Annotated in this window: 18 protein-coding genes; 5 read left to right on the forward strand and 13 right to left on the reverse strand. The window is 74.7% G+C overall.

Going from position 1 to position 18,523, the window contains the following annotated elements:
* Nucleotides 1-57 precede the first annotated feature (57 nt).
* The 5 genes from AMK24_RS10375 to AMK24_RS10395 are packed head-to-tail and all read right to left on the reverse strand — an operon-like array spanning nucleotide 58 to nucleotide 4,901.
* The gene (locus AMK24_RS10375; RefSeq protein ID WP_073767359.1) at nucleotides 58-1,059 is read right to left on the reverse strand and encodes a proline racemase family protein; all 1,002 of its coding nucleotides are present in this window, start codon (nucleotides 1,057-1,059) and stop codon (nucleotides 58-60) included.
* Between the two features lies 1 nt (nucleotide 1,060).
* Entirely contained in the window at nucleotides 1,061-1,984 is a 924-nt protein-coding gene (locus AMK24_RS10380; protein WP_073767361.1) for a dihydrodipicolinate synthase family protein, read from the reverse strand.
* A gap of 13 nt (nucleotides 1,985-1,997) precedes the next feature.
* Complete coding sequence (locus AMK24_RS10385) at nucleotides 1,998-3,488, reverse strand: FAD/NAD(P)-dependent oxidoreductase (protein ID WP_073767363.1); 1,491 nt, start codon at nucleotides 3,486-3,488, stop codon at nucleotides 1,998-2,000.
* On the reverse strand, nucleotides 3,481-3,744 hold the full coding sequence (locus AMK24_RS10390) for a (2Fe-2S)-binding protein (protein ID WP_073767365.1): 264 nt from the start codon (nucleotides 3,742-3,744) through the stop codon (nucleotides 3,481-3,483). Before AMK24_RS10390 ends, AMK24_RS10385 begins: the two co-directional genes overlap by 8 nt.
* Complete coding sequence (locus AMK24_RS10395) at nucleotides 3,741-4,901, reverse strand: NAD(P)/FAD-dependent oxidoreductase (RefSeq protein WP_199876408.1); 1,161 nt, start codon at nucleotides 4,899-4,901, stop codon at nucleotides 3,741-3,743. Before AMK24_RS10395 ends, AMK24_RS10390 begins: the two co-directional genes overlap by 4 nt.
* Nucleotides 4,902-5,046: 145 nt before the next feature.
* Between AMK24_RS10395 and AMK24_RS10400 the strand changes: the two genes are divergently transcribed.
* Both AMK24_RS10400 and AMK24_RS10405 read left to right on the forward strand, forming a co-directional pair.
* The gene (locus AMK24_RS10400) at nucleotides 5,047-6,768 is read left to right on the forward strand and encodes an aldehyde dehydrogenase (NADP(+)) (protein WP_079190478.1); all 1,722 of its coding nucleotides are present in this window, start codon (nucleotides 5,047-5,049) and stop codon (nucleotides 6,766-6,768) included.
* A 155-nt stretch (nucleotides 6,769-6,923) separates the two neighbouring features.
* Nucleotides 6,924-7,865, forward strand: coding sequence for an alpha/beta fold hydrolase (locus tag AMK24_RS10405; RefSeq protein ID WP_242435122.1), 942 nt, complete (start codon nucleotides 6,924-6,926; stop codon nucleotides 7,863-7,865).
* A 36-nt stretch (nucleotides 7,866-7,901) separates the two neighbouring features.
* On the opposite strand, the gene AMK24_RS10410 is transcribed toward AMK24_RS10405, so the two are convergent.
* The 3 genes from AMK24_RS10410 to AMK24_RS10420 are packed head-to-tail and all read right to left on the reverse strand — an operon-like array spanning nucleotide 7,902 to nucleotide 11,956.
* The gene (locus tag AMK24_RS10410; RefSeq protein ID WP_073767369.1) at nucleotides 7,902-8,966 is read right to left on the reverse strand and encodes an FUSC family protein; all 1,065 of its coding nucleotides are present in this window, start codon (nucleotides 8,964-8,966) and stop codon (nucleotides 7,902-7,904) included.
* A gap of 45 nt (nucleotides 8,967-9,011) precedes the next feature.
* A complete protein-coding gene (gene zwf, locus AMK24_RS10415) occupies nucleotides 9,012-10,478 on the reverse strand; it encodes a glucose-6-phosphate dehydrogenase (protein WP_073767371.1) in 1,467 nt (488 codons plus the stop codon).
* Entirely contained in the window at nucleotides 10,478-11,956 is a 1,479-nt protein-coding gene (locus tag AMK24_RS10420; RefSeq protein WP_073767373.1) for a sugar porter family MFS transporter, read from the reverse strand. Before AMK24_RS10420 ends, zwf begins: the two co-directional genes overlap by 1 nt.
* Nucleotides 11,957-12,244: 288 nt before the next feature.
* Here AMK24_RS10420 and AMK24_RS10425 point away from each other — a divergent pair, with 288 nt between their 5' ends.
* Both AMK24_RS10425 and AMK24_RS10430 read left to right on the forward strand, forming a co-directional pair.
* Nucleotides 12,245-13,069, forward strand: coding sequence for a hypothetical protein (locus AMK24_RS10425; RefSeq protein WP_073767375.1), 825 nt, complete (start codon nucleotides 12,245-12,247; stop codon nucleotides 13,067-13,069).
* Between the two features lie 292 nt (nucleotides 13,070-13,361).
* Nucleotides 13,362-13,643 (forward strand): hypothetical protein, encoded by a 282-nt coding sequence (locus tag AMK24_RS10430; RefSeq protein ID WP_073767377.1) that lies wholly within the window; start codon nucleotides 13,362-13,364, stop codon nucleotides 13,641-13,643.
* A gap of 244 nt (nucleotides 13,644-13,887) precedes the next feature.
* On the opposite strand, the gene AMK24_RS10435 is transcribed toward AMK24_RS10430, so the two are convergent.
* Nucleotides 13,888-14,463, reverse strand: a complete 576-nt coding sequence (locus AMK24_RS10435) for a DoxX family membrane protein (protein ID WP_073767379.1) — start codon at nucleotides 14,461-14,463, stop codon at nucleotides 13,888-13,890.
* Nucleotides 14,464-14,572: 109 nt separating this feature from the next.
* Between AMK24_RS10435 and AMK24_RS10440 the strand changes: the two genes are divergently transcribed.
* Nucleotides 14,573-14,899, forward strand: coding sequence for a hypothetical protein (locus AMK24_RS10440; protein WP_073767381.1), 327 nt, complete (start codon nucleotides 14,573-14,575; stop codon nucleotides 14,897-14,899).
* A gap of 55 nt (nucleotides 14,900-14,954) precedes the next feature.
* Here AMK24_RS10440 and AMK24_RS10445 read toward each other — a convergent pair whose 3' ends face one another.
* The 4 genes from AMK24_RS10445 to AMK24_RS10460 all read right to left on the reverse strand — a co-directional run bounded on the left by AMK24_RS10445 (nucleotide 14,955) and on the right by AMK24_RS10460 (nucleotide 18,113).
* On the reverse strand, nucleotides 14,955-15,713 hold the full coding sequence (locus tag AMK24_RS10445) for a glycosyltransferase (RefSeq protein ID WP_073767383.1): 759 nt from the start codon (nucleotides 15,711-15,713) through the stop codon (nucleotides 14,955-14,957).
* Nucleotides 15,710-16,297 carry an SAM-dependent methyltransferase gene (locus AMK24_RS10450; protein ID WP_073768753.1) on the reverse strand — a complete coding sequence of 196 codons (588 nt, stop codon included), beginning with the start codon at nucleotides 16,295-16,297 and terminating at the stop codon, nucleotides 15,710-15,712. Before AMK24_RS10450 ends, AMK24_RS10445 begins: the two co-directional genes overlap by 4 nt.
* Before the next feature lie 65 nt (nucleotides 16,298-16,362).
* Nucleotides 16,363-17,127, reverse strand: a complete 765-nt coding sequence (locus tag AMK24_RS10455; protein ID WP_073767385.1) for a PIG-L deacetylase family protein — start codon at nucleotides 17,125-17,127, stop codon at nucleotides 16,363-16,365.
* Nucleotides 17,124-18,113: an acyl-CoA dehydrogenase family protein gene (locus tag AMK24_RS10460; RefSeq protein ID WP_073767387.1), complete on the reverse strand. Its 990-nt coding sequence runs from the start codon at nucleotides 18,111-18,113 to the stop codon at nucleotides 17,124-17,126. Before AMK24_RS10460 ends, AMK24_RS10455 begins: the two co-directional genes overlap by 4 nt.
* Nucleotides 18,114-18,523 lie beyond the last annotated feature (410 nt).

Consider the following 18,523-nt stretch of genomic DNA (forward strand, 5'->3'; position numbering starts at 1 on the left):
GCGGCGTCCGGACGGCTCGGGCCCGCGCGCAGCGGCCGTCCCGCCCAGGGGCAGCGGTCACACGGTGAACCCCCTCGGATAGGGGTCCGTAGGGTCGAGCAGGTACTGCGCGGTCCCGGTGATCCAGGCGCGGCCGGTGACGGAGGGCAGCACGGCGGGGCGTCCGCCGACCGTGGTCTCCGCCAGGAGACGGCCGGTGAAGCGGGAGCCGATGAAGGACTCGTTGACGAAGTCCTGCCCGGTCTTCAGCAGTCTCCGCGCGTGCAGTTGGGCCATCCGGGCGCTGGTTCCCGTCCCGCAGGGCGAGCGGTCGAACCATCCGGGGTGGATCGCCATGGCGTGCCGCGAGCGCTCGGCGGTGGAGCCGGGCGCCTCCAGGTAGACGTGGTGGCAGACGTCGATGGCGGGGTCCTCCGGATGCGCCACCGGGTTCTGCTCGTTGATCGCGCCCATGATGCCCAGGCCGGCGTCGAGCAGCCGTCCCTTCTGGGACCGGTCGAAGGGGATGCCGAGGTCGTCGGTGCGGACGATGGCGTAGAAGTTGCCGCCGTACGCGATGTCGTAGCGGACCGGGCCGAACCCCGCCACCTCCACGACCTGGTCCAGCGCGTGGCTGTAGGAGGCGACGTTCTCCAGGGTGACGGACTCGGCGCGCCCGTCGCGCACGGCGACCCGTGCGGTGACGAGACCGGCGGGGGTGTCGAGGCGGATGAGGGTCTCCGGTTCGACCGCCTCGACCATGCCCGTCTCCACGAGGACCGTCGCCACCCCGATGGTGCCGTGGCCGCACATGGGCAGACAGCCGGAGACCTCGATGAACAGCACGCCGAAGTCGGCGTCCGGCCGGGTCGGGGGCTGGAGGATGGCGCCGGACATGGACGCGTGCCCGCGCGGTTCGCACATCAGCAGGGTGCGCAGTCCGTCGCGATCCGCCATGAACCGCTCCCGCCGCTCGGCCATGGTCGCGCCCGGCAGGACGCCCACCCCGCCGGTGACCACCCGCGTCGGCATCCCCTCGGTGTGCGAGTCGACCGCGTGGTAACAGACCTGCGAGCGCACGTCAGTTGACCCCCGCGTCGATGAGGGACCGGGTGGCGGACCGTACGACGGCCTCGTTCTCCGGGCTCAGGGGCCGGCGGGGCGGACGGCAGACGCCGCCGGTCCTGCCGATCATGTCCTGGCCGAGCTTGATGGCCTGGACGAACTCGGTCCTGCTGTCCCAGCGCAGTACGGGGTGGAGCTTGCGGTAGAGCGGCAGCGCCGTGTCGAGATCGCCGGCCAGCGAGGCGTGGTAGAGGTCGAGGCAGGCGCGCGGGAAGACCTGGGGGTAGCCGGCGACCCAGCCCTTGGCGCCGGCGACGGCGACCTCCAGGAGGGTGTCGTCGGTGCCGACGACGAGGTCGAGGCCGGGAGCGAGTTCGTTGATGGCGTAGCAGCGGCGTACGTCGCCGGAGAACTCCTTCACCCCCACGATGAACCCTTCGGCGTGCAGCTTGGCCAGTAGCTCCGGGCGCAGGTCGACCTTGGTGTCGATGGGGTTGTTGTAGGCGGTGACGGGGAGACCGGCGGAGGCGACCGCCTCGTAGTGCTCCAGGACGGCGCGGTCGTCGGCCCGGTAGGCGTTGGGCGGCAGGCACATGACGGCCTGGCACCCGGCGTCCTTGGCGAACTGCGCGTGCCTTCTCGCCTCGATCGCGCCGTACGCCCCGACGCCCGGCATGACGGTGAAGCCCTCGGGCGCGTGCGCGACGGCGGTCTCCACGACGCGGTCGCGCTCCTCGTACGTCAGGGTCTGGTACTCGCCCAGCGAGCCGTTGGGGGCGACCCCGTGCAGGCCCTGTCCGGCGAGCCAGGCGACGTTGTCCCCGTAGGCCCCGAAGTCGACGGCGAGGTTCCGGTCGAACGGAAGGCCGGTCGCGACGATGACGCCGTGCCAGGGCAGGCGGGCGCGGTCGGTGGCATCCGTGCGGTTCGTGCTCTCCATGGGATCGGTCTCCTCAGTCGGATGTGATCGGGCGGATGCGGTCGGAAGGCGGCTCGGCGGCGTCGGCGAGCGCGCCGAGGGTGAGGGGGGTGGCGATCAGCCGTTCCGCCGGGACGTACGGCCGGCCGCGGGGGGCGACGAGGCCGTGCACGGCGGGACCGCACATCCGGCCCTGGCACCAGCCCATGCCGGCCCGGGTGAGCTGTTTGACCTGGCGGTGATCGGCTGCCGGGCCCTCGGCGCGGGCGGTGCGGACGGCTTCGGCGGTGACCTCCTCGCACCGGCAGACCGTGGTGTCGTCGGTCAGCCAGGCGGGCCAGGCCGGGGGCAGGGGGTGGGCCTGCGCCATGGCACGGGCGAAGGCGCGGCGCCGGGCCACCGTCCGGCGCGCGGCGGCCGGGCGCCGGTGGTCCGGCCGCCCCGGCGCGGCGAGGTCGGCGAGTACCGACACGGCGGCGAGGCGGCCCTCGTCCACGGCGAGCGCGGCCCCGCCCACTCCGCAGGTCTCGCCCGCCGTGTACACGCCGGGAGCCGTGGTGCGCTGCCCGTCGTCGACGGCGGCGGCCATGGTGCCGTCACCCGCGTCGACGAGGTCGCAGCCGAGTGGGAGCAGCAGGTCGAGCTGGGGGACGAAGCCCCAGCCGACCCCCACGGTGTCGGCCTCGATCCGGCGCTCCGTGCCGGGGACCGGCCGCCCGTCGGCGTCCAGGGACGCGGTGCGCACGACGGCGACCCGGCCCTCCCCCTCGGCGGCGACGACGGCGGTGCGGGTACGGACCGGAACCCGGTGGCGGGCGAGTACGGCCGCGTACCGCGCGGCTTCGGCCCACTTGGCGGGGTTGCGCAGCAACGGTCCGGGGCGGCGCAGCCAGGCCGTGGGCGCGCTCGCCTCGCAGACGGCGGCGACCTCGGCCCCTCGTGCGGCGAGGGCGGCGGCGACGGGCAGCAGGAAGGGGCCGGTGCCGCCGAGGACCACCCGGCTTCCGGCGGTGACTCCCCCGCCCTTGAGCAGCGACTGGAGCCCGCCGACGGTGAGGACGCCTGGCAGGTCCCAGCCGGGGAAGGGGAGTTGGCGGTCGTACGCGCCGGTCGCGACCAGCAGCGCCGGGGCGCGCAGGAGGACGGCGTGCTCCTCGGGCGGGCGGGAGCGGTCCACGGCGTGGACGGCGAAGCCGTGCTCCTCGCGGACGGCGGTCCACACGTGATGGTTCAGCAGCAGGGCGAGCCGCCCGGTGTGCCGGTGGGCGGTCAGGGTGGCGCGGAAAGCACGGTAGGCGGGCAGATCGTGGTGCAGGTCGGCGGTGGGGATCGCCCGGCGGGCGTGGTCCGGCGGGTGGCGCCAGAACTGGCCGCCGGGGGCGGCGCCGGAGTCGACGAGGGCGACCCGCAGGCCGCCGTCCAGGGCGGTGACGGCGGCGGCCATCCCTGCGGGCCCGGCGCCGACGACCACGAGGTCAGGGGGGCCGGGCCGCTCGCCCGCCGCGCGCTCCGAAGGCTCACGCATCGTCGTCCTCCCCCGTCGTGACGGCCATCCCGGCGCGGGCCTGCACCAGGCAGGCGCGCTGCCCGCCCGTGCCGTCGACGGTCACGAGGCAGTCGTGACAGACGCCGATCCCGCAGAAGACCCCGCGCGGCCGCCGTCCGCCCCTCGTGGTGCGCCAGGCGATCCGGCCCGAGGCGACGAGTGCGGCGGCCAGGGTCTGTCCCGGGACGAACGGCAACGGCTCGCCGTCCACGGTGAACACGGTCACTGCGGTCACGTCGGCACACCTCCGGTGGTGAGGAATCGGTCGGGCAGCAGGCCGCGGTGGGCGGCCGGGTCGGCGCCGCGCCACGGGTGGCCGAGCAGATGGGCGGTGATGAGAGCGCCGGTTCCGGGGGCGAGGCCGATGCCGGCGCCCTCGTGGCCGCATGCGTGGAGGACGCCGGGGACGCGGGGGTCGGGGCCGACGACCGGCAGATGGTCCGGGCAGTACGGCCGGAAGCCCCGGTAGGCGCGGATCAGGTGGACGTCGCGCAGGAACGGGAAGAGGCGGCAGGCCCGGGCGGCGAGCACGGCCACCACGGCCGGGTTCATCGTGGTGTCGAAGCCGACGCGTTCGCGGCTGGCCCCGATCAGGATGGTGCCCGCGCGGGTTCCCTCGACGACGCAGGAGGTCTCCAGGCCCGCCTCGTCGGAGGCGACGTTGGCGACGTAGTCGGCGGAGTAGACCTTGTGCCGGATCATCGGCGGCAGGGGTTCGGTGACGAGGACGAAGCCCCGGCGCGGCAGGATCTCGACGGGGGCGCCGAGCCGGCGGCCGACCTCGCCGCCCCAGGTGCCGGCGGCGTTGACCACCGCGTCGGCGGTCAGCACGGCGCCGTCCGCGGTGCGCACTCCGGTGATCCGTCCTCCGGCTCCGGTGACGGCGGCGGCGGCCTCGCCGGTGTGTGTCCGGGCGCCGTGCCGGACGGCGGCCCGCAGCAGGGCGGCCGCCGCGAGGACGGGCTGGACCTGGGCGTCCTGCGGGTAGTGGACGCCGCCGGGGAGGCCGGGTGCGCTGTGCGGTTCGAGATCGGCGGGACGGTCGACGCGTACGGTGCGGACGCCTGCCGCCGCCTGGCGCTCCGCGAACGCGTGCAGGGCCGTGAGGGAGGCGGGCGTACCGGCGACGACCAGTCCGCCCTTGGCCTCCCACTCGATCGCGGACGCGCCGACCTCTTCGCCCGCCTCGTCCCACAGCCTGCGGCTGAGCCGGGCCAGCTCCAGCTCGGGTCCGGGTTCCTTGTCGGAGAGGAGGATGTTGCCCTCCCCCCGGCTCGTGGTCCCCGCGCCGACGGGCCCCCGGTCGAGGACCGTGACGTCGAGGCCAGCGGCAGCGGCGTGGAATGCGCAGGCGGCGCCCACGATGCCCGCGCCGACGACGATGACTTTCACGCCCACCCCCTAGTGCAATGTCACATGCCATTGCTTAGGCTATACATCCGGACGACCCGAGGACAACGCCGCCGCCCGGACGACTTTCACCGGGCATCCGACGACCGCGCGCCGCTCACCGGCGGGCACAGGGAGACGCAGAACCGTGCACCCGACCGAAGAATCGCCCCGACCCGACGACCGGCCCCCGACCGGCGACTCCCCGCGGCCCGGGACCGCTTCACCCCTCGGCGGCCCACCGCCGGCCGTCGATGGACCGCCCCTCGGCCCGCCCCTGACCGGCGGCGACCCCCGGCCCGCCCCCGCGCCTCTCAGCGGGCATTCACTGCTGGCCGGCCGCGAGGCCCCCGGCGCCGGGGACGCCTGGCACGCGGTCGCCGCCGCCTCCGGCGAGCCCTTCGGCCCACCGCACCGCGACGCCTCGGCGGCCCAGGTGGCCGAGGCTGCGCGGCTGGCCGCGGCCGACGCCCGCGCCTACCGCACCCTGCCGGCGGCGCGCCGGGCGGCCTTCCTCGACGCCTGCGCGGAGGAGATCGAGGCGCTGGGCGACCCCCTGGTGGAGCTGGCGGCCCGGGAGACCGGCCTGCCCCCGGCCCGGTTGACCGGCGAACGAGCGCGCACCTGCGGGCAGTTGCGACTCTTCGCCGACCTCGTCAGGAGCGGGGCGGCGCTCGGCGCCCGCATCGCGACCGGGCCCTCGGGCACGGACGTACGACTCCGGCGCGTCGCCCTCGGCCCGGTGGCCGTGTTCGGGGCGTCCAACTTCCCGCTGGCGTTCTCGGTCGCGGGCGGCGACACCGCGTCCGCACTGGCCGCCGGCTGCCCCGTGGTGGCCAAGGCGCACCCCGCGCACCCGGGCACCTGCGAGGCGGTGGCCCGCGCGGTCACGGCAGCCGCCGCGCGCACCGGCATGCCGGCCGGCGTGTTCTCCCTGCTGGTGGGCCGGGGCCATGATGTCGGCCTCGCCCTGGTCCGCGACCCGCGGATCGCGGCGGTGGGCTTCACCGGCTCCCGGGCGGGCGGGCTGGCCCTGGTCGCCGCCGCGCAGGCCCGGCCCGTACCCGTCCCGGTCCACGCGGAGATGTCCGCGGTCAACCCGGTGATCATGCTCGCCGGCGCCCTCGCCGCACCGGAGGAGACGGCCGCGGCGTACGTGGCGTCGCTGACCGGCGGGGCGGGCCAGTTCTGCACCAACCCCGGCCTCCTGCTGGTGCCGGCGGGAACGGCGGGCGACGGCTTCCTCGCGGAGGCGGCCCGGTCGCTCGGCGCCACGGAGGGCCAGGTCATGCTCACTCCGACGACCGCCCGGGCGTACACGGAGGGGGTACGCCGCTGGGGGGCCGTGCCCGGCGTACGCGAGGCGGCCCGGGGCACGGCGGGCCCCGGGCCCAACGCACCGGCCCCCGTGCTCCTGGAATGCGACGCGGAGACGTACACCGCGCACGGGGCGCTCGGCGGCGAGGTCTTCGGCCCGGCGGGACTCGTCGTGCGCTGGTCCGGCACGCCGGAACTCACCGCGCTCCTGGAGGGGTTGGAAGGACAGCTCACGGCCACCCTGCACGCGGCGGACACCGACCGCTCGACCGCGCTGGAACTGCTGCCGGTCCTGGAGGACCGGGCGGGCCGCGTCCTGTGGGGCGGCTGGCCCACCGGCGTGGAGGTCTGCCACGCGATGGTGCACGGAGGCCCGTGGCCCGCGACGAGTTCTCCCGGCACGACGAGCGTCGGCGCACTCGCGATCGAACGCTGGCTGCGCCCGGTCTGCTACCAGTCCTTCCCCGACGCCCTCCTGCCCCCCGAACTCCGCGCCGACGACCCGTTCCCGGCCCCCCGCCCCACCGGCCCGGGATTCACGCCGGGGGTCTGAACTCCGGCGGCTCACGGGACCGTCGGGCTCCGGAGGGACCGTCTCGCGGCACCGCGCCGCCGGGAGGGGCCGGTCGGCGCCCTTGACACCCCACCCGGCAGGCGCATGTAATCAGCGGCTTCACGTCTGAACTCGCTTACGGCATAGGAGCGTTCATGGACATGGACCACGGCGGCCACGCCCCCGAGGGCGCCGGGGGGCCGTCCCCGGACCACGAGGACGGGCGGCGGCTCACGTCGTTCGAACGCGACGGCCTGGTCTTCGACGTCGTGGACCGGGGGCCGCTCGGCGGGGAGACCGTCGTGCTCCTGCACGGCTTCCCGCAGACGTCGAGTTCCTGGGACCTGCTCGCTCCGCTGCTGCACGCCCAGGGGTATCGCACCCTCGCCCCCGACCAGCGGGGGTACTCGCCCCGTGCCCGGCCGCGCGGCAGGTTCGCCTACCGCATGTCCCAACTGGCCGAGGACGTCGCCGCCCTCATCGAGGCGGCCGGCCCCCGCGGCGGCAGGGCGCACGTCGTCGGACACGACTGGGGCGCCGCGGTCGCCTGGACGCTGGCCGCCTCCCGGCCGGAGGCGGTGGCCACGCTGACCGCGCTCTCGGTCCCGCACCCCGCCGCCTTCATACGGTCCCTGGTCACCAGCCGCCAGTTCCTGATGTCCTGGTACATGTTCGCCTTCCAGATACCGTGGCTCCCCGAGCTGTTGATCCGCCGCATCGACCCGGCCGCGGCTCCGCGCGTCACCGAACACCTGGCGGCGGGGCAGGCCCCGGAGCGTCTGGCCCGGGACATGGAGAACCTGGTGGCCTCGGGCGCGCTCACCCCCGCCGTCAACTGGTACCGGGCGATGCCCTTCGCCACCCCGAGCGGACTGGGCAAGATCACCGTCCCGACCCTCTTCGTGAACAGCGACAGCGACCCGGTCCTGGGCCAGGCGGGCGTCGCACACACCCGCCGGCTCGTGACGGGCCCGTACACCTTCCGCACCCTGACCGGAATCGGCCACTGGATTCCGGAGCAGGCGGCCCCCGAGCTGGCGGAACTCCTGCGCGCGCACCTCGCGGGCACGGCCCGGGGACCGGAGCGGGGCCGGTAGGGCCGCCCCGGGCGCCCGGGGCGGCGCCGGGCCCTCCTACCCGGCGCGCGACCGGCGTTCGACGGTGATGTCCGTGGAACCGTCGCGCACCGCCCGCCCGGCCTCGTCCGCGTCGGCCCCCGCGAAGACCAGGATGTCCGCGGCGACCAGCCGTACGCTCTCCCCCACCGCGACCGGGACGGCCTGGCCGCCGGCCGGGGCGTCCCGGACGACGGCGAGGGTGCGCCGGGCGGCGTGCTGGAAGACGGCATGGCTTCCCCGTGCCGCCGCCAGCGCGTCCAGGACCCCGGACAGCCCCCGCACCGTGGCCGCGAACGTCTTCCTGTGCGCCGGGGTGAGGATCGTGGCGCCGCGGATGAGGGTGAGACAGCTGTTGCCGAGCAGGTCCAGGTAGCGCGTGGCGGCGATCTCCTGCTGGAGGGGGCCCCGGCGCCCCCGCCAGCGGGGGGTCCGGCGGGCGACGGCGATGGCGTCGTCCCGGGTGCGGCCGAGGTCGTTCAACAGGGTGTAGACCGGGCGCAGTTCCTCCCACGGCTGGTCCTCCCGGCCGTCCGCCGACGCGTCCAGTGTGCGGGCCGTCAGCTCCAGTGAGCGGCCCAGCCCCTTCAACGTGGCGGCCTCGGCCCGTCTCAGCAGGCTGAACGGGTGCGGAGGAAAGAGGACTTGGCTGAACACGAGCGCGACACCCGCCCCCAGCAGGGCGTCCTGTACGCGGTCGATGCCGGCCTGCTGTCCGGCCGCGACGGAGATCACCGCGCCCACGGCCGCCTGCGCCATCGTGATGCGCTCGCCGTCGAGGAGGAGCGCGACGAGAAGCGCGCACAGCACGGCGGAACCGACCGCCGCGTCACCGTGGCCGAGGAAACGGAAGGCCAACTGCCCCACGATCACACCCGCGATGACCCCGGACATGACGCGTACCGCGTTGGTGCCGCGCCCGCCCACCGGGGTGTTGAGGGCGACGAGGGTCGCGATCGGGGCGAAGAGCGGAACGTGGTGGTCGAAGACGTTGCCGGCGATCCACCAGGAGAGCGCGGCCGCCGCGGACTGCTGGAGCAACGGCCACAGGTTGTCCCTGACGCGCAGCCACGCCTCGTGCATCGTCCTCCCTCCTCGCCCCTCCTCACGACGCCTCCCCAGGAGGCCTCACCCGGTCGGGTCGGCCCCGGGCCGGGGCTCCCCGGCCGGGTGCCCGCCGCCGAACAGGCGGGGGCCCAGCTCGTGCCATTTCCGCAGCCCGGGAAGGCGGTTCCCCGCCTCCGGGCCCCAGCTCCCCGGTGCGTACGGCAGGGGAGGCTCGGCCGGATCGAGGACGGGGCCCACGATGCGCCAGCACTCCAGGACGGTGGGGAAGAAGGCGAAGCACTCGGGGTCGCCGATGACGGCTCCGTACAGGATGTTCTCGTACGGCAGTTCCTGCCGTCCCAGTACCCGTGCGAAGTCGACGCCGATGGGCACGGTCAGCGGCCCGTCGGTGCTCCCGGGCTTGTTCAGCATCAGGTCCGCCCTGATGCCGGTGTCGCCGTCGATGCGGAAGCGGATGGTGTTCGGCGGCGTCCGGACGCCGTCGCCGCCGAAGAGTTCCAGCGGGGGCTTGCGCAGTTCGACCACGACCTCGGTGGCGGAGACGGCCAGCGCCTTGCCGCTGCGGAGGTAGAAGGGGACGTCCGCCCAGCGCCAGTTGTCCACGAACATGCGGGTCGCGAAGTACGTCTCCGTCACGGAGTCCGACGCGACGCCCTCGACGTCCCGGTAGCCGTCGTACTGGCCGCGCACGGTGTCGGCGGGGTCCATGGTGCGGGTCGCGTGCAGGGCCCGCCATTTCTCCAGCCCCTGCGCCTGGGCGTTGGTGGCGCTCGGCGGTTCCATCACGAGGAGGGCGAGGACCTGGAGCATGTGGTTCTGGACCACGTCGCGCAGGCACCCCACCGCGTCGTAGAAGGAGCCGCGGTCGGCGACGTCGAAGTCCTCGGCGAGGGTGATCTGCACGTTGTCCACGTACGCGCGGTGCCAGATCGGTGCGAGCAGCGTGTTGGCGAACCGGGAGACCATCAGGCTCTCCACCGCGCGGTTGCCGAGGAAGTGGTCGACGCGCAGCAGGTGGGCCTCGTCGAAGTGGGCGGAGAGTTCGTCCTGGAGCTTCCGCGCGGAGGCGAGGTCGTGCCCGAACGGCTTCTCCACCACCAGCCGGGCGTCGCGGTTGAGGCCCTCGGCCGCCAGCGAGGCTGCGACCCCGGTGAACAGCGACGGGGGGATGGCGAGGTAGTGCGTCACGAAGCCGCGCCCGGCCACGGCCTCGCGCAGCCGGGTGAAGGTGGCGGCGTCCGCGAAGTCTCCGGTGACGATGGACAGTTCGGCCGCGAACCGGGCGAAGACCTCCTCGTCGATCTCCGTACCCTGGGCGACGAGCGCCTCCCGGGCGTGCCGGCGCAGGGCGTCGTCGTCCCAGTCGGTGGCCGCCACCCCGACGACGGGCACGGTGAGCTTGCCGGATTCGGTGAGCCGGTACAGCGCGGGCAGCAGCATCTTCTTGGCGAGGTCGCCGGAGATGCCGAAGAGCACCAGGACGTCGGATCGTTCCATCTCGGGAGGGCTGAGCAGGTCTTCGGTCATCACGACCGTCCTTTCTGGGACGTTGCCGCCTTCGAGGGACCGTCCGGCGGGCCCTCGCCGCGCCCGAAGCGGGCGTTGAGCGCCGCTTCGATCTGCTCGGGGTCACGGCCCTTGGTCTCGGGCAGGTAGCGGCCGACGAAGAAGAAGGCGAGCACGCAGATCGCGGCGAAGATCCAGAAGGTCTCGCCCTGGCCGAGGGCGGAGGCCACGGGCAGGAAGGCGAGGCTGACGAGGAAGTTGGAGATCCAGTTGACCGCCGTGGCCACACTCGACCCTTCCGCCCGCACGGACGGCGGGAAGATCTCGCCCAGCAGCGTCCAGAACACCGGGCCGAGGCCGCCCGCGTAGGCGGCGATGTAGATGACCATGAACAGCAGCGTCAGCACCGAGTTCATGCCGACCACGAACGCCAGCCCCAGCATGAAGATCGAGACCGCCATGAGAGCGAGGGAGACGAGCACCATGACGCGGCGGCCGGCCCGGTCGACCAGGCGGATCGCGACGAGCGTCATGACCAGGTTGATCAAGCCGATGAACACGGAGTAGAAGATGGAGTTCGACGCGTTCAGACCGGTCTGCTGAATGATGGTGGGCGCGTAGTAGATGATCGTGTTGATCCCGCCGAACTGCTGGACGGCGGCGAGGGTGAGCCCGACGACGAGGGCCGGGCGCAGGTCGGGGGCGAGCAGCCGCCTGGTCCCCTGGCCGGACGAGCCGGCCTTCTGCTTCTGCTGCTCGCGCTCCTCGGCGATCCGGTGCTGGGCCCGGGCGACCAGCGCGTCCGCCGTGGCCTCGTCGGCGACCGAGGCGATCCCCTTGCGCGCTTGCTCCGCCCGCCCGTGGGCGATGAGCCACTGCGGCGACTCGGGCAGGAACCACAAGGCCGCCGCCACCATGAGGGCGGCCGGCACCGCCCCGACGGCGAACATGGCCCGCCACATCTCACTGCTCGAGAAGGCGAGGTTGACCAGGTAGGCGATCAGAATGCCGAGGGTGATCATCAGCTGGTTCAGGGTGAGCAGCCGGCCCCGGATCTGCGTCGGGGAGATCTCGGAGAGGTAGACCGGCACCGTCGCCGACGCCGCTCCGACCGCGAGGCCGAGGATGATGCGCCCCACCATGAGCACGGCGTACCCGTTCGCCATGCTCGCGATCGCCGTACCGATGATGAACACCGCGCCGATCACGCCGAGCGCTTTCCTCCGGCCGAGCCCGTCGGAGAGCCGCCCCGCCGAGGTGGCGCCGATCACCGCGCCGATGAGCAGGACGCTGACCACACTGCCCTGTTCGAAGGAGTTCAGGTCGAAGTCCTGCTTGATGTAGAGCAGGGCTCCGGACACGACCCCCGTGTCGAAACCGAACAGGAAGCCGCCCAGAGCGATCGCGACCGCCCAGCGGGTGATCTTCCGCTGCCCCTCCGGCGGAACCTCGGCGAGCGGCCCGTGGGTGCCCGGTTCCTTGGAAAAGCCCTGAACCATTTCGCCACCTCATGTCGTGAACGGGCCCGTCCTGGCCACATCACCATCTTTCTGGATGAACTGACATCGATACGAAGCAATCGAGTGGTGCGGGGCATCCGGCACGCCCCCTCGGCCACGCCCGATCGCGGCACGCCTCCTCGGCCCCGGCGGGCGGTCCGCGCACGCGCTGCCCCGGTCGGCGTAACGCCGGTGGTCCGGCCGGGGCGCCGGGTGCAGGCTGCCGAGCAGGCACGGCGATTTCGCGCCGCGCGCCGGCTGTCAGCCGTCCGGGAGGCGGGAACGCTCATGGCTCACCCGGACGAGGAGGCGGAGGCCCGCTCGGCGGACAGCAAGGGCGGCCCCGGACACACGGTGCTGATGGCGGTGGCCTTCGCGGTGCCGGTGACGAAGGTGGCGTACACGGTCGGGGGCGGCGCGGCGGCCCGGGACGTGTTCGTCGGGATGGAGCCGGCGAACTGGCCCGACGTGCTGATCGGCATGGTGCTCACCGACCCTCTCCTCGCCTCCGTACTGGCCGTGGTCGTCTCCCGCGTCGTGTTCGCCCTGTTCGCGGCGCGCGGCGCGGTCCCGGTGGGCGGAGGCGTCGTCGGCGCGCTCCAACGGCTGGCGCTGACCATCGTCAACCCGGTCGCGATGGGGGTGCTGGTCACGTGCTTCTTCGGCCCCTGGTGGGGCCTGGGCACGGGACTCGCGGCGTACGCGCTGCGCAAGGGCGTCGTGGTGGAGTACCGCACCGGCAGACGGCGCCCGCACGGACGCCGCGGCGGCCAAGGGGCGGCGGACGGGTCTCCCCGCGCCGGGGGCTACCGCCCGTCCCGGGGGCTGCGCCGGGCGGCGGCCCTGGAGCAGTGGGCGGCCCTGGTCCTGACGGTCCTCGTCCTCCCGGCGCTCGCCTTCGTCGCCGCGCTGGACGGGCAGGTGTGGACCTCGATCGTCCGCTGCGAGGTCACCGAGGGCGCCCGGACCGAGAGCGACCGCCTGATCGAGCTGGGCCGCAAGGGCAACGGGGTCGTGGGCTGGAACCTGGACACGGAGGAGATCTCCAACGGCGCGGGCTGCACGGGCGAGGAGAGCCTGTACGTACGTGAACCGTGGTGGCGCGATCGCTGAGCGGCGGCCCGTACGGGAGAGACCCCGGAGGATCCGGCGCCGGCACCGGCACCGAGCCGTTTACCGGACACTCCGGGGCGAACACGGCACGTTCCTCCCGGGTCACCCGAATGCCGCACTTCTTCCGGCGAAAGGGATCGTTGTGCGGGGTGCGGTAGTAGAAAACATGTTTCGTTTCAAACCTTGACGGCTTCCGGAGCGGCGTGGGCCACAGCCGACGCGTTTCGGTGAACATCCGTGCGTTCCGACTCCGGTACAGGGTGATGGGAACAATGCAGGAAACGAGGAGCAGATGCACGAAGGAAGCATTCCGCTCGAGGACTTCCTCGACACCTTGAACCGGCTGCAGGCCGACTTCGAGCGGCGCCTGGGCGGCATCGAACACCAACCGGCCCCCCTGTCGCACCCCCCGGTGCAGGACCGTTCCGGCCCCTCGGCCTGGACCCAGGAGGACGGTTACCGGCCGCTCGGATTGGCAGCCATCTGGACCTCTCCGGCCACTCCTCGGGACGGCCGCCCGGGCCCCCGGCGGAGCTCGGCCCCTTCCCGCCGCGGAGAGCCGTTCCTCGACTGAGGCCGATCCGGGGAAAAACGTTCCGCTGTGGGGGCCGGGACCGGTGGGCCGTAGGCCGGGGTGACGACTCGGGTGCGGCGCGGCCCCGCCCGGAGCGTGCCTGCGTTTCCCTCGCCCCGCCGCCGGGCTCCCCCTCGGGCGCCCGGCCGGTCTGCCGCTGAGCCGGTGCTCCGAACAGCCCGCCCGCCGGTCACCCTGCCGGGCCGGTGGTGGGGGCCGGCCGGCCCCCACCTGAACGCCGGTCTCAGGGAAGGCGCTTGCGGGCCGCCCCCACCGAGTCGGAGACGCCCTTGACCGCCGCGTCCGCCACGTCGCCCACCCGGTCGGAGACGGCGCCGACGCGGTGGATGACCGTGTCGGAGGCCTGGCCCGCCGCGCGGTGGGTCCGGTGGGCGAGCGACGGCTTGCCGTGCGTGTCGGCGGCGGCGATGAGCAGGCCGCCGAGCAGGGACACGTTCGCGAGCAGGTCCGCCCGCTCGGCCGCGCTCGTCTCCGGGTCGGGGTCCGCGTCCCCGTCCGTCCGGTAGGCGTACGGCGTCAGGGCCGACGCCACCAGCGTCAACGCGAGCGCCGCGGACGCCGACCGCGGCGCCCGGCCCAGCGCGAGCAGGAGGCCGGCGCCGAGCTGGACCGCCCCCTGGACGCGTACGAACTGCTCGGGGTCCTGCGGCAGCGGCAGCCGGGCGAGGGCCCCGGAGGGGCCTTCGCCGGAGCCGTCCCCCCGGGCGGCCGGGACGACCGGGTTGCGTACCGCCGCGTACCCGTCACGGATGAACTTCGAGGCCAGAAGAGGCCGGGCGAACCTGCGGAGAACAGCCATGCCCGTCGGCTGCCCCGTCAGGGACGGAGCACACGTGGCCGCACTCCGGTATCCGCCGGGAGCACCTCCGCGGCAGGCCCGAGGCGGCGGCGCGGCGCATCATGGGGGCATGCCATCGGAGCGCGGCGGTCCGGACCGGACGGACGACGGGCGGTACGTGATCGTCCACGGCCGCCGCTGGCGCGCGACCGATCCGGACATCCCCGAGGACGCGGCCGCCGCTCTGCGCTCGCACCTGATGGCGGCGCGCAGGGCGGTACGGGAGGCCAAGCGCACCGAGGACGCGGTCGCGTTGCGACGGGCGCGTGAAGAGGTGCACCGGGCCAAGGTCGCGCTCGGGGAGCGGGGGGAGCCGTGGTGGGAGCAGCCCGCCCCCGCCCGCGCACGGCGGTGGCGCGACGGGCTCGCGTGGTTCGACCGCCCCAACGGGAGCTGAGCCGCCGTTCCGGGCGCGGCGCGGCCTCCGGAGCGCCGGGGCCGGACGCGGGGGCTCAGTTCGGGGCTTCTCCGTTCGACGCGGCGAGCGGAGCCCGCCGTTCGAGGTCCGCCAGGTGGTCGCCGAAGCCTCCGCGCGCGCGGGGGGCGGTGCGGGTCGACGTGGTCACGGGGCAGTCCGCGGTGCGCAGGATGCGCGCGCCGGTGCGTTCCAGCGCGTCGACCAGGCCCCGGTCCTCGTCCAGCGGTTCGGGCGGGAAGCCGCCCGCCAGGGCGTAGGCCCGGCTGCTGACGCCGAGGTTCGCGCCGTGGACATGGGGGTGGCGCCAGGGGTGGCCGGCCGGTGGGCGGGTCATCTCGTAGAGATGGTGGTAGCGGGCGGCCAGGTGGGGTTTGTCCGGCGACCAGCGGTCGGCGGCCACCGTGCCGACGACCGCGTCCCAGCCCTCGGCGGCCCGGCCCAGCTGGTGCGCGAGCCAGTCGGGCCGCACGGTGCCGTCGGCGTCGGTGGAGGCGATCCACACGGGGGCCGGCACGTCGCCGAGGACCCCGAGTGCGGCTCGTACGCCTGCGGCCCGGGCCCGGCCCACGTTGCGGAAGCCGACCGGTACCACGAGAGCGCCCGTCGCGCGGGCGACCGCGGCGGTGGCGTCCGTACAGGTGTCGGCCACGACCACGGTGAGCACGGGCGCCGAGCCGACGCCGGGGTGCTCCGCCGCCGCGCGCACCGAGGCCAGCGCGGCGGGCAGCAGGTCCTCCTCGTCACGGGCCGGGATGACGACGGCGACGGCCGCGACGCCGCCCGGGGCGCTCACACGAGTCCTTCGCGGGCCGCGGGAGAGGGGGCGGCCGCGCCGTCGGGGCCTGTGCGCTCGTACACCTGGAGTACGAAGTCGGCCTCGCGGTGGTCGGCCGTCAGGGTCAGCCCGGGGAGGGAGGCGACCGTCGGGGCCAGAGTGGCGCCGGTCCCCCGGTGTTCGGGCACGGGGTGGTTCCAGTGCGCCGTCACCAGGGTGCCGCCGGGCTCCAGGGCGCCGAGCGCGAGGTCCAGTACCCGGCGGAGGGCGGACGCGTCGAAGTAGTAGAGCAGTTCGGACAGGACGACGAGGTCGAAGCGGCCGGAAGGCCACTCGTCGGGGACCGCCATGCGGCACACGTCCACGTGGGGGAACGCGGAAGTGCGCTCGCCCGCGGTCGCGACCGCGGCCCCCACCCGGTCGCAGGCCACGACCCGGTCGCACCGCTCGGCCAGGCGCACCGTCAACTCACCTACCGAACAAGCCGGTTCGAAGGCGCGGCGATAGCGCGGCAACGGCAGGCTCGCCATCGTGAGGTCGTATTTGCGGCGCTCGTACCACCGGTCGGCGAGATGCCAGGGGTCCGGGGCGCCGCGGTACATGTCCTCGAAGTACGCGGCGGGGGTGGCTCCCGAGCCGGGGGCGTCCGTGGTGGGGCGGTCGGCGCTCACCGGAAGACCACCTCCCGGTCGCGCAGGTGGTGCGCCAGTTCGTGCGGAGGCAGGATCGCCGCGTCGCCCGGCCCCGGCCCCAGAGGGGCGATCTGGCTGACGAACCGCCCGACCGCCGCCCTCTTCCGCTCCAGCGCCGTCGAGGACAGCGGGATGAGGGCCGCGCGCCGCCACGGCACCCGGGGGTCGCCCGGCGCCGCCCAGTGCCACATCCACACCGGATAGAGCCAGCAGGGGGTGCGGGTGGAGGCCGCCGCCCGCACAGCGGCCCGGCCGGCGGCTTCGTGGTCGCCGTGCACGTCCCCGGTCCAGGGCGCGACCAGCAGGTCCGCCCCGTCGAGAAGGGGGGCGATCCGGGCTGCCACCTCGTCCTCGAACCGGTCCACCCGCGTGTCGGGGATCCGCAGCCGTACGACGGTGGAGTCCGCCGCCCCCAGCTCGGCCAGGGCGGCCCGCGTCTCGGCCGTACGCAGCCGTACCAGCTCGGAGGCGGTGACGAGGTCGCTGTCGGGGTGGGATCCCTCTCCGTCGGTGACCGCGACGACGGTCACCTCCGTGCCCGACGCCGCGAGCATCGCCAGCGCGCCGCCGAAACCGAGCACCTCGTCGTCGGGGTGGGCCGCGACCACCACCACGCGGGTGACGGCGTCCAGGGCGGCTTCGGGAAGACCGGCCCAGCCCTGCCATGCCTGCCAGTCCGCTTCGGGGGTGCCGGGAGCCTGGATGGGGTCGGCGTAGCCTCCGTCGAGGGTGTCCGTCATCGCCGCGCCTCCGGCCTGGCCAGGAACGCGCCGAGCCCGGCGAGGTCGCGTTCGGCGTGGTGCTGGCGGATGTACACGCCCAGGTCGGCCACCGTGCGGGCGTGCCCGGCGTCATGGCACAGCGGCCCCGCCCCGGTCGCCCGGCCCACGTGGTCCAGCACCTGCCGGCAGACCGACTCCACCGCCGCGCGCACCCGCATCGCCCGCAGCCGGGCCCCGCCCCGCTCGTCGCCGGGATCCGCGTCGATCTCCCCGGCCGCCCGGTCCAGGACCGTCGCGGCCGTGTACAGCTGTACGTCCGCCGCCCCCAGGTGGGCGTCCGTGTGCGGATCCGCGCGGCGCGCGGCCGCCTCCCGCAGGACCCGGGACACCGCCACCGCGCCGCCGTACCAGCACGCGGCGACGCCGATACCGCCGTGCCAGAACCCGGGCCTGTTCACGTACGCCTCCGGTTCGCCGACCGCGGTCGCCGGTACGTCCGTGAACCGCACGTCCGGGGTGTCGCTGCCCGCCATGCCCACGGCGCTCCAGGTGCCCTCGACCGGCCGGCACCCCTCTGCCGCCACCTCCACGGCGAAGAGCCGCCGCGCCTCCCCCGCCCGGGCGGTGACCAGGGCGTGGGTGCAGCTGTGCGCCCCCGAGCAGTACTGCTTCAGTCCGCTCACCACCCAGCCCGCGCCCTGCCGGACGGCGGTGAGCCCCTCGCCCGGAGGCTCGGCGGCCCACACCCCCCACCGCTCTCCCGGGCCCGGCGGGGGCGCTCCCAGCTCGGCGAGGACGGCCGTGGCGTCCACATGCCCCTCGACCAGGCGGGCCGTGCTCAGACCGGTCTCGGCGACGGAACGCAGAGCCGCGAACCGCTCGGCGGTACGTCCGGAGCCCGGCAGCGGGAAGCTCAGCTCCCCGTTCCCGATACGCGCGACCGTGTCGGCGAACCCTTTCGCGGCCGCCGTCACCGCGTCGGACGTCACCGGATCTGCCGGCATGGTTCGGATCCCTTCAGGACTGATGAGCAGCTCTGACACAGGTGGTCACGCCTCCACGATGGCTCGGTTCCCAGGCCCGCACGACCCGGCGCGCATGAGGGGGCGCGCCCGAGTGAGGGCCTCACTCAGTGCCCCGCTCACCAGGAACGAAACGCCTCGGCCGCCCCGGCGGAGCCGCCGGAAGGGACGTCGTCCCGGCGGAGGGCGATGAGGCCGGGGGGGAACCGGACCGCGGTGGTCGGCGCCGTCCGCGTCCTGGTCCACATCGGGCTCCACGGGCCCCGGGCGGGCGGGGCCGGACCCGGCACACGGCACACGGCTCCGGACGCCCGCAAGCCCCCGGGCCCGTTCGCGCGACGTCCCGAGCGTCCGGGACGAGGAGGGCCGTCCGGGTGAGTAGGGCGTCCGAA

It is taken from the genome of Streptomyces sp. CB02366 (genome assembly GCF_001905905.1).
Classification (GTDB): Bacteria; Actinomycetota; Actinomycetes; order Streptomycetales; family Streptomycetaceae; genus Streptomyces.

Excerpts from the sequence above, each read along its gene's own strand:
- AMK24_RS10385 (WP_073767363.1), bottom strand. The coding sequence starts at position 3,488 with ATGCGTGAGCCTTCGGAGCGCGCGGCGGGCGAGCGGCCCGGCCCCCCT.
- AMK24_RS10460 (WP_073767387.1), bottom strand. The coding sequence starts at position 18,113 with ATGCCGGCAGATCCGGTGACGTCCGACGCGGTGACGGCGGCCGCGAAA.
- AMK24_RS10410 (WP_073767369.1), bottom strand. The coding sequence starts at position 8,966 with ATGCACGAGGCGTGGCTGCGCGTCAGGGACAACCTGTGGCCGTTGCTC.
- AMK24_RS10455 (WP_073767385.1), bottom strand. The coding sequence starts at position 17,127 with ATGACGGACACCCTCGACGGAGGCTACGCCGACCCCATCCAGGCTCCC.
- AMK24_RS10430 (WP_073767377.1), top strand. The coding sequence starts at position 13,362 with ATGCACGAAGGAAGCATTCCGCTCGAGGACTTCCTCGACACCTTGAAC.
- AMK24_RS10450 (WP_073768753.1), bottom strand. The coding sequence starts at position 16,297 with ATGTACCGCGGCGCCCCGGACCCCTGGCATCTCGCCGACCGGTGGTAC.
- zwf (WP_073767371.1), bottom strand. The coding sequence starts at position 10,478 with ATGACCGAAGACCTGCTCAGCCCTCCCGAGATGGAACGATCCGACGTC.
- AMK24_RS10405 (WP_242435122.1), top strand. The coding sequence starts at position 6,924 with ATGGACATGGACCACGGCGGCCACGCCCCCGAGGGCGCCGGGGGGCCG.
- AMK24_RS10435 (WP_073767379.1), bottom strand. The coding sequence starts at position 14,463 with ATGGCTGTTCTCCGCAGGTTCGCCCGGCCTCTTCTGGCCTCGAAGTTC.
- AMK24_RS10440 (WP_073767381.1), top strand. The coding sequence starts at position 14,573 with ATGCCATCGGAGCGCGGCGGTCCGGACCGGACGGACGACGGGCGGTAC.
- AMK24_RS10420 (WP_073767373.1), bottom strand. The coding sequence starts at position 11,956 with ATGGTTCAGGGCTTTTCCAAGGAACCGGGCACCCACGGGCCGCTCGCC.
- AMK24_RS10425 (WP_073767375.1), top strand. The coding sequence starts at position 12,245 with ATGGCTCACCCGGACGAGGAGGCGGAGGCCCGCTCGGCGGACAGCAAG.
- AMK24_RS10380 (WP_073767361.1), bottom strand. The coding sequence starts at position 1,984 with ATGGAGAGCACGAACCGCACGGATGCCACCGACCGCGCCCGCCTGCCC.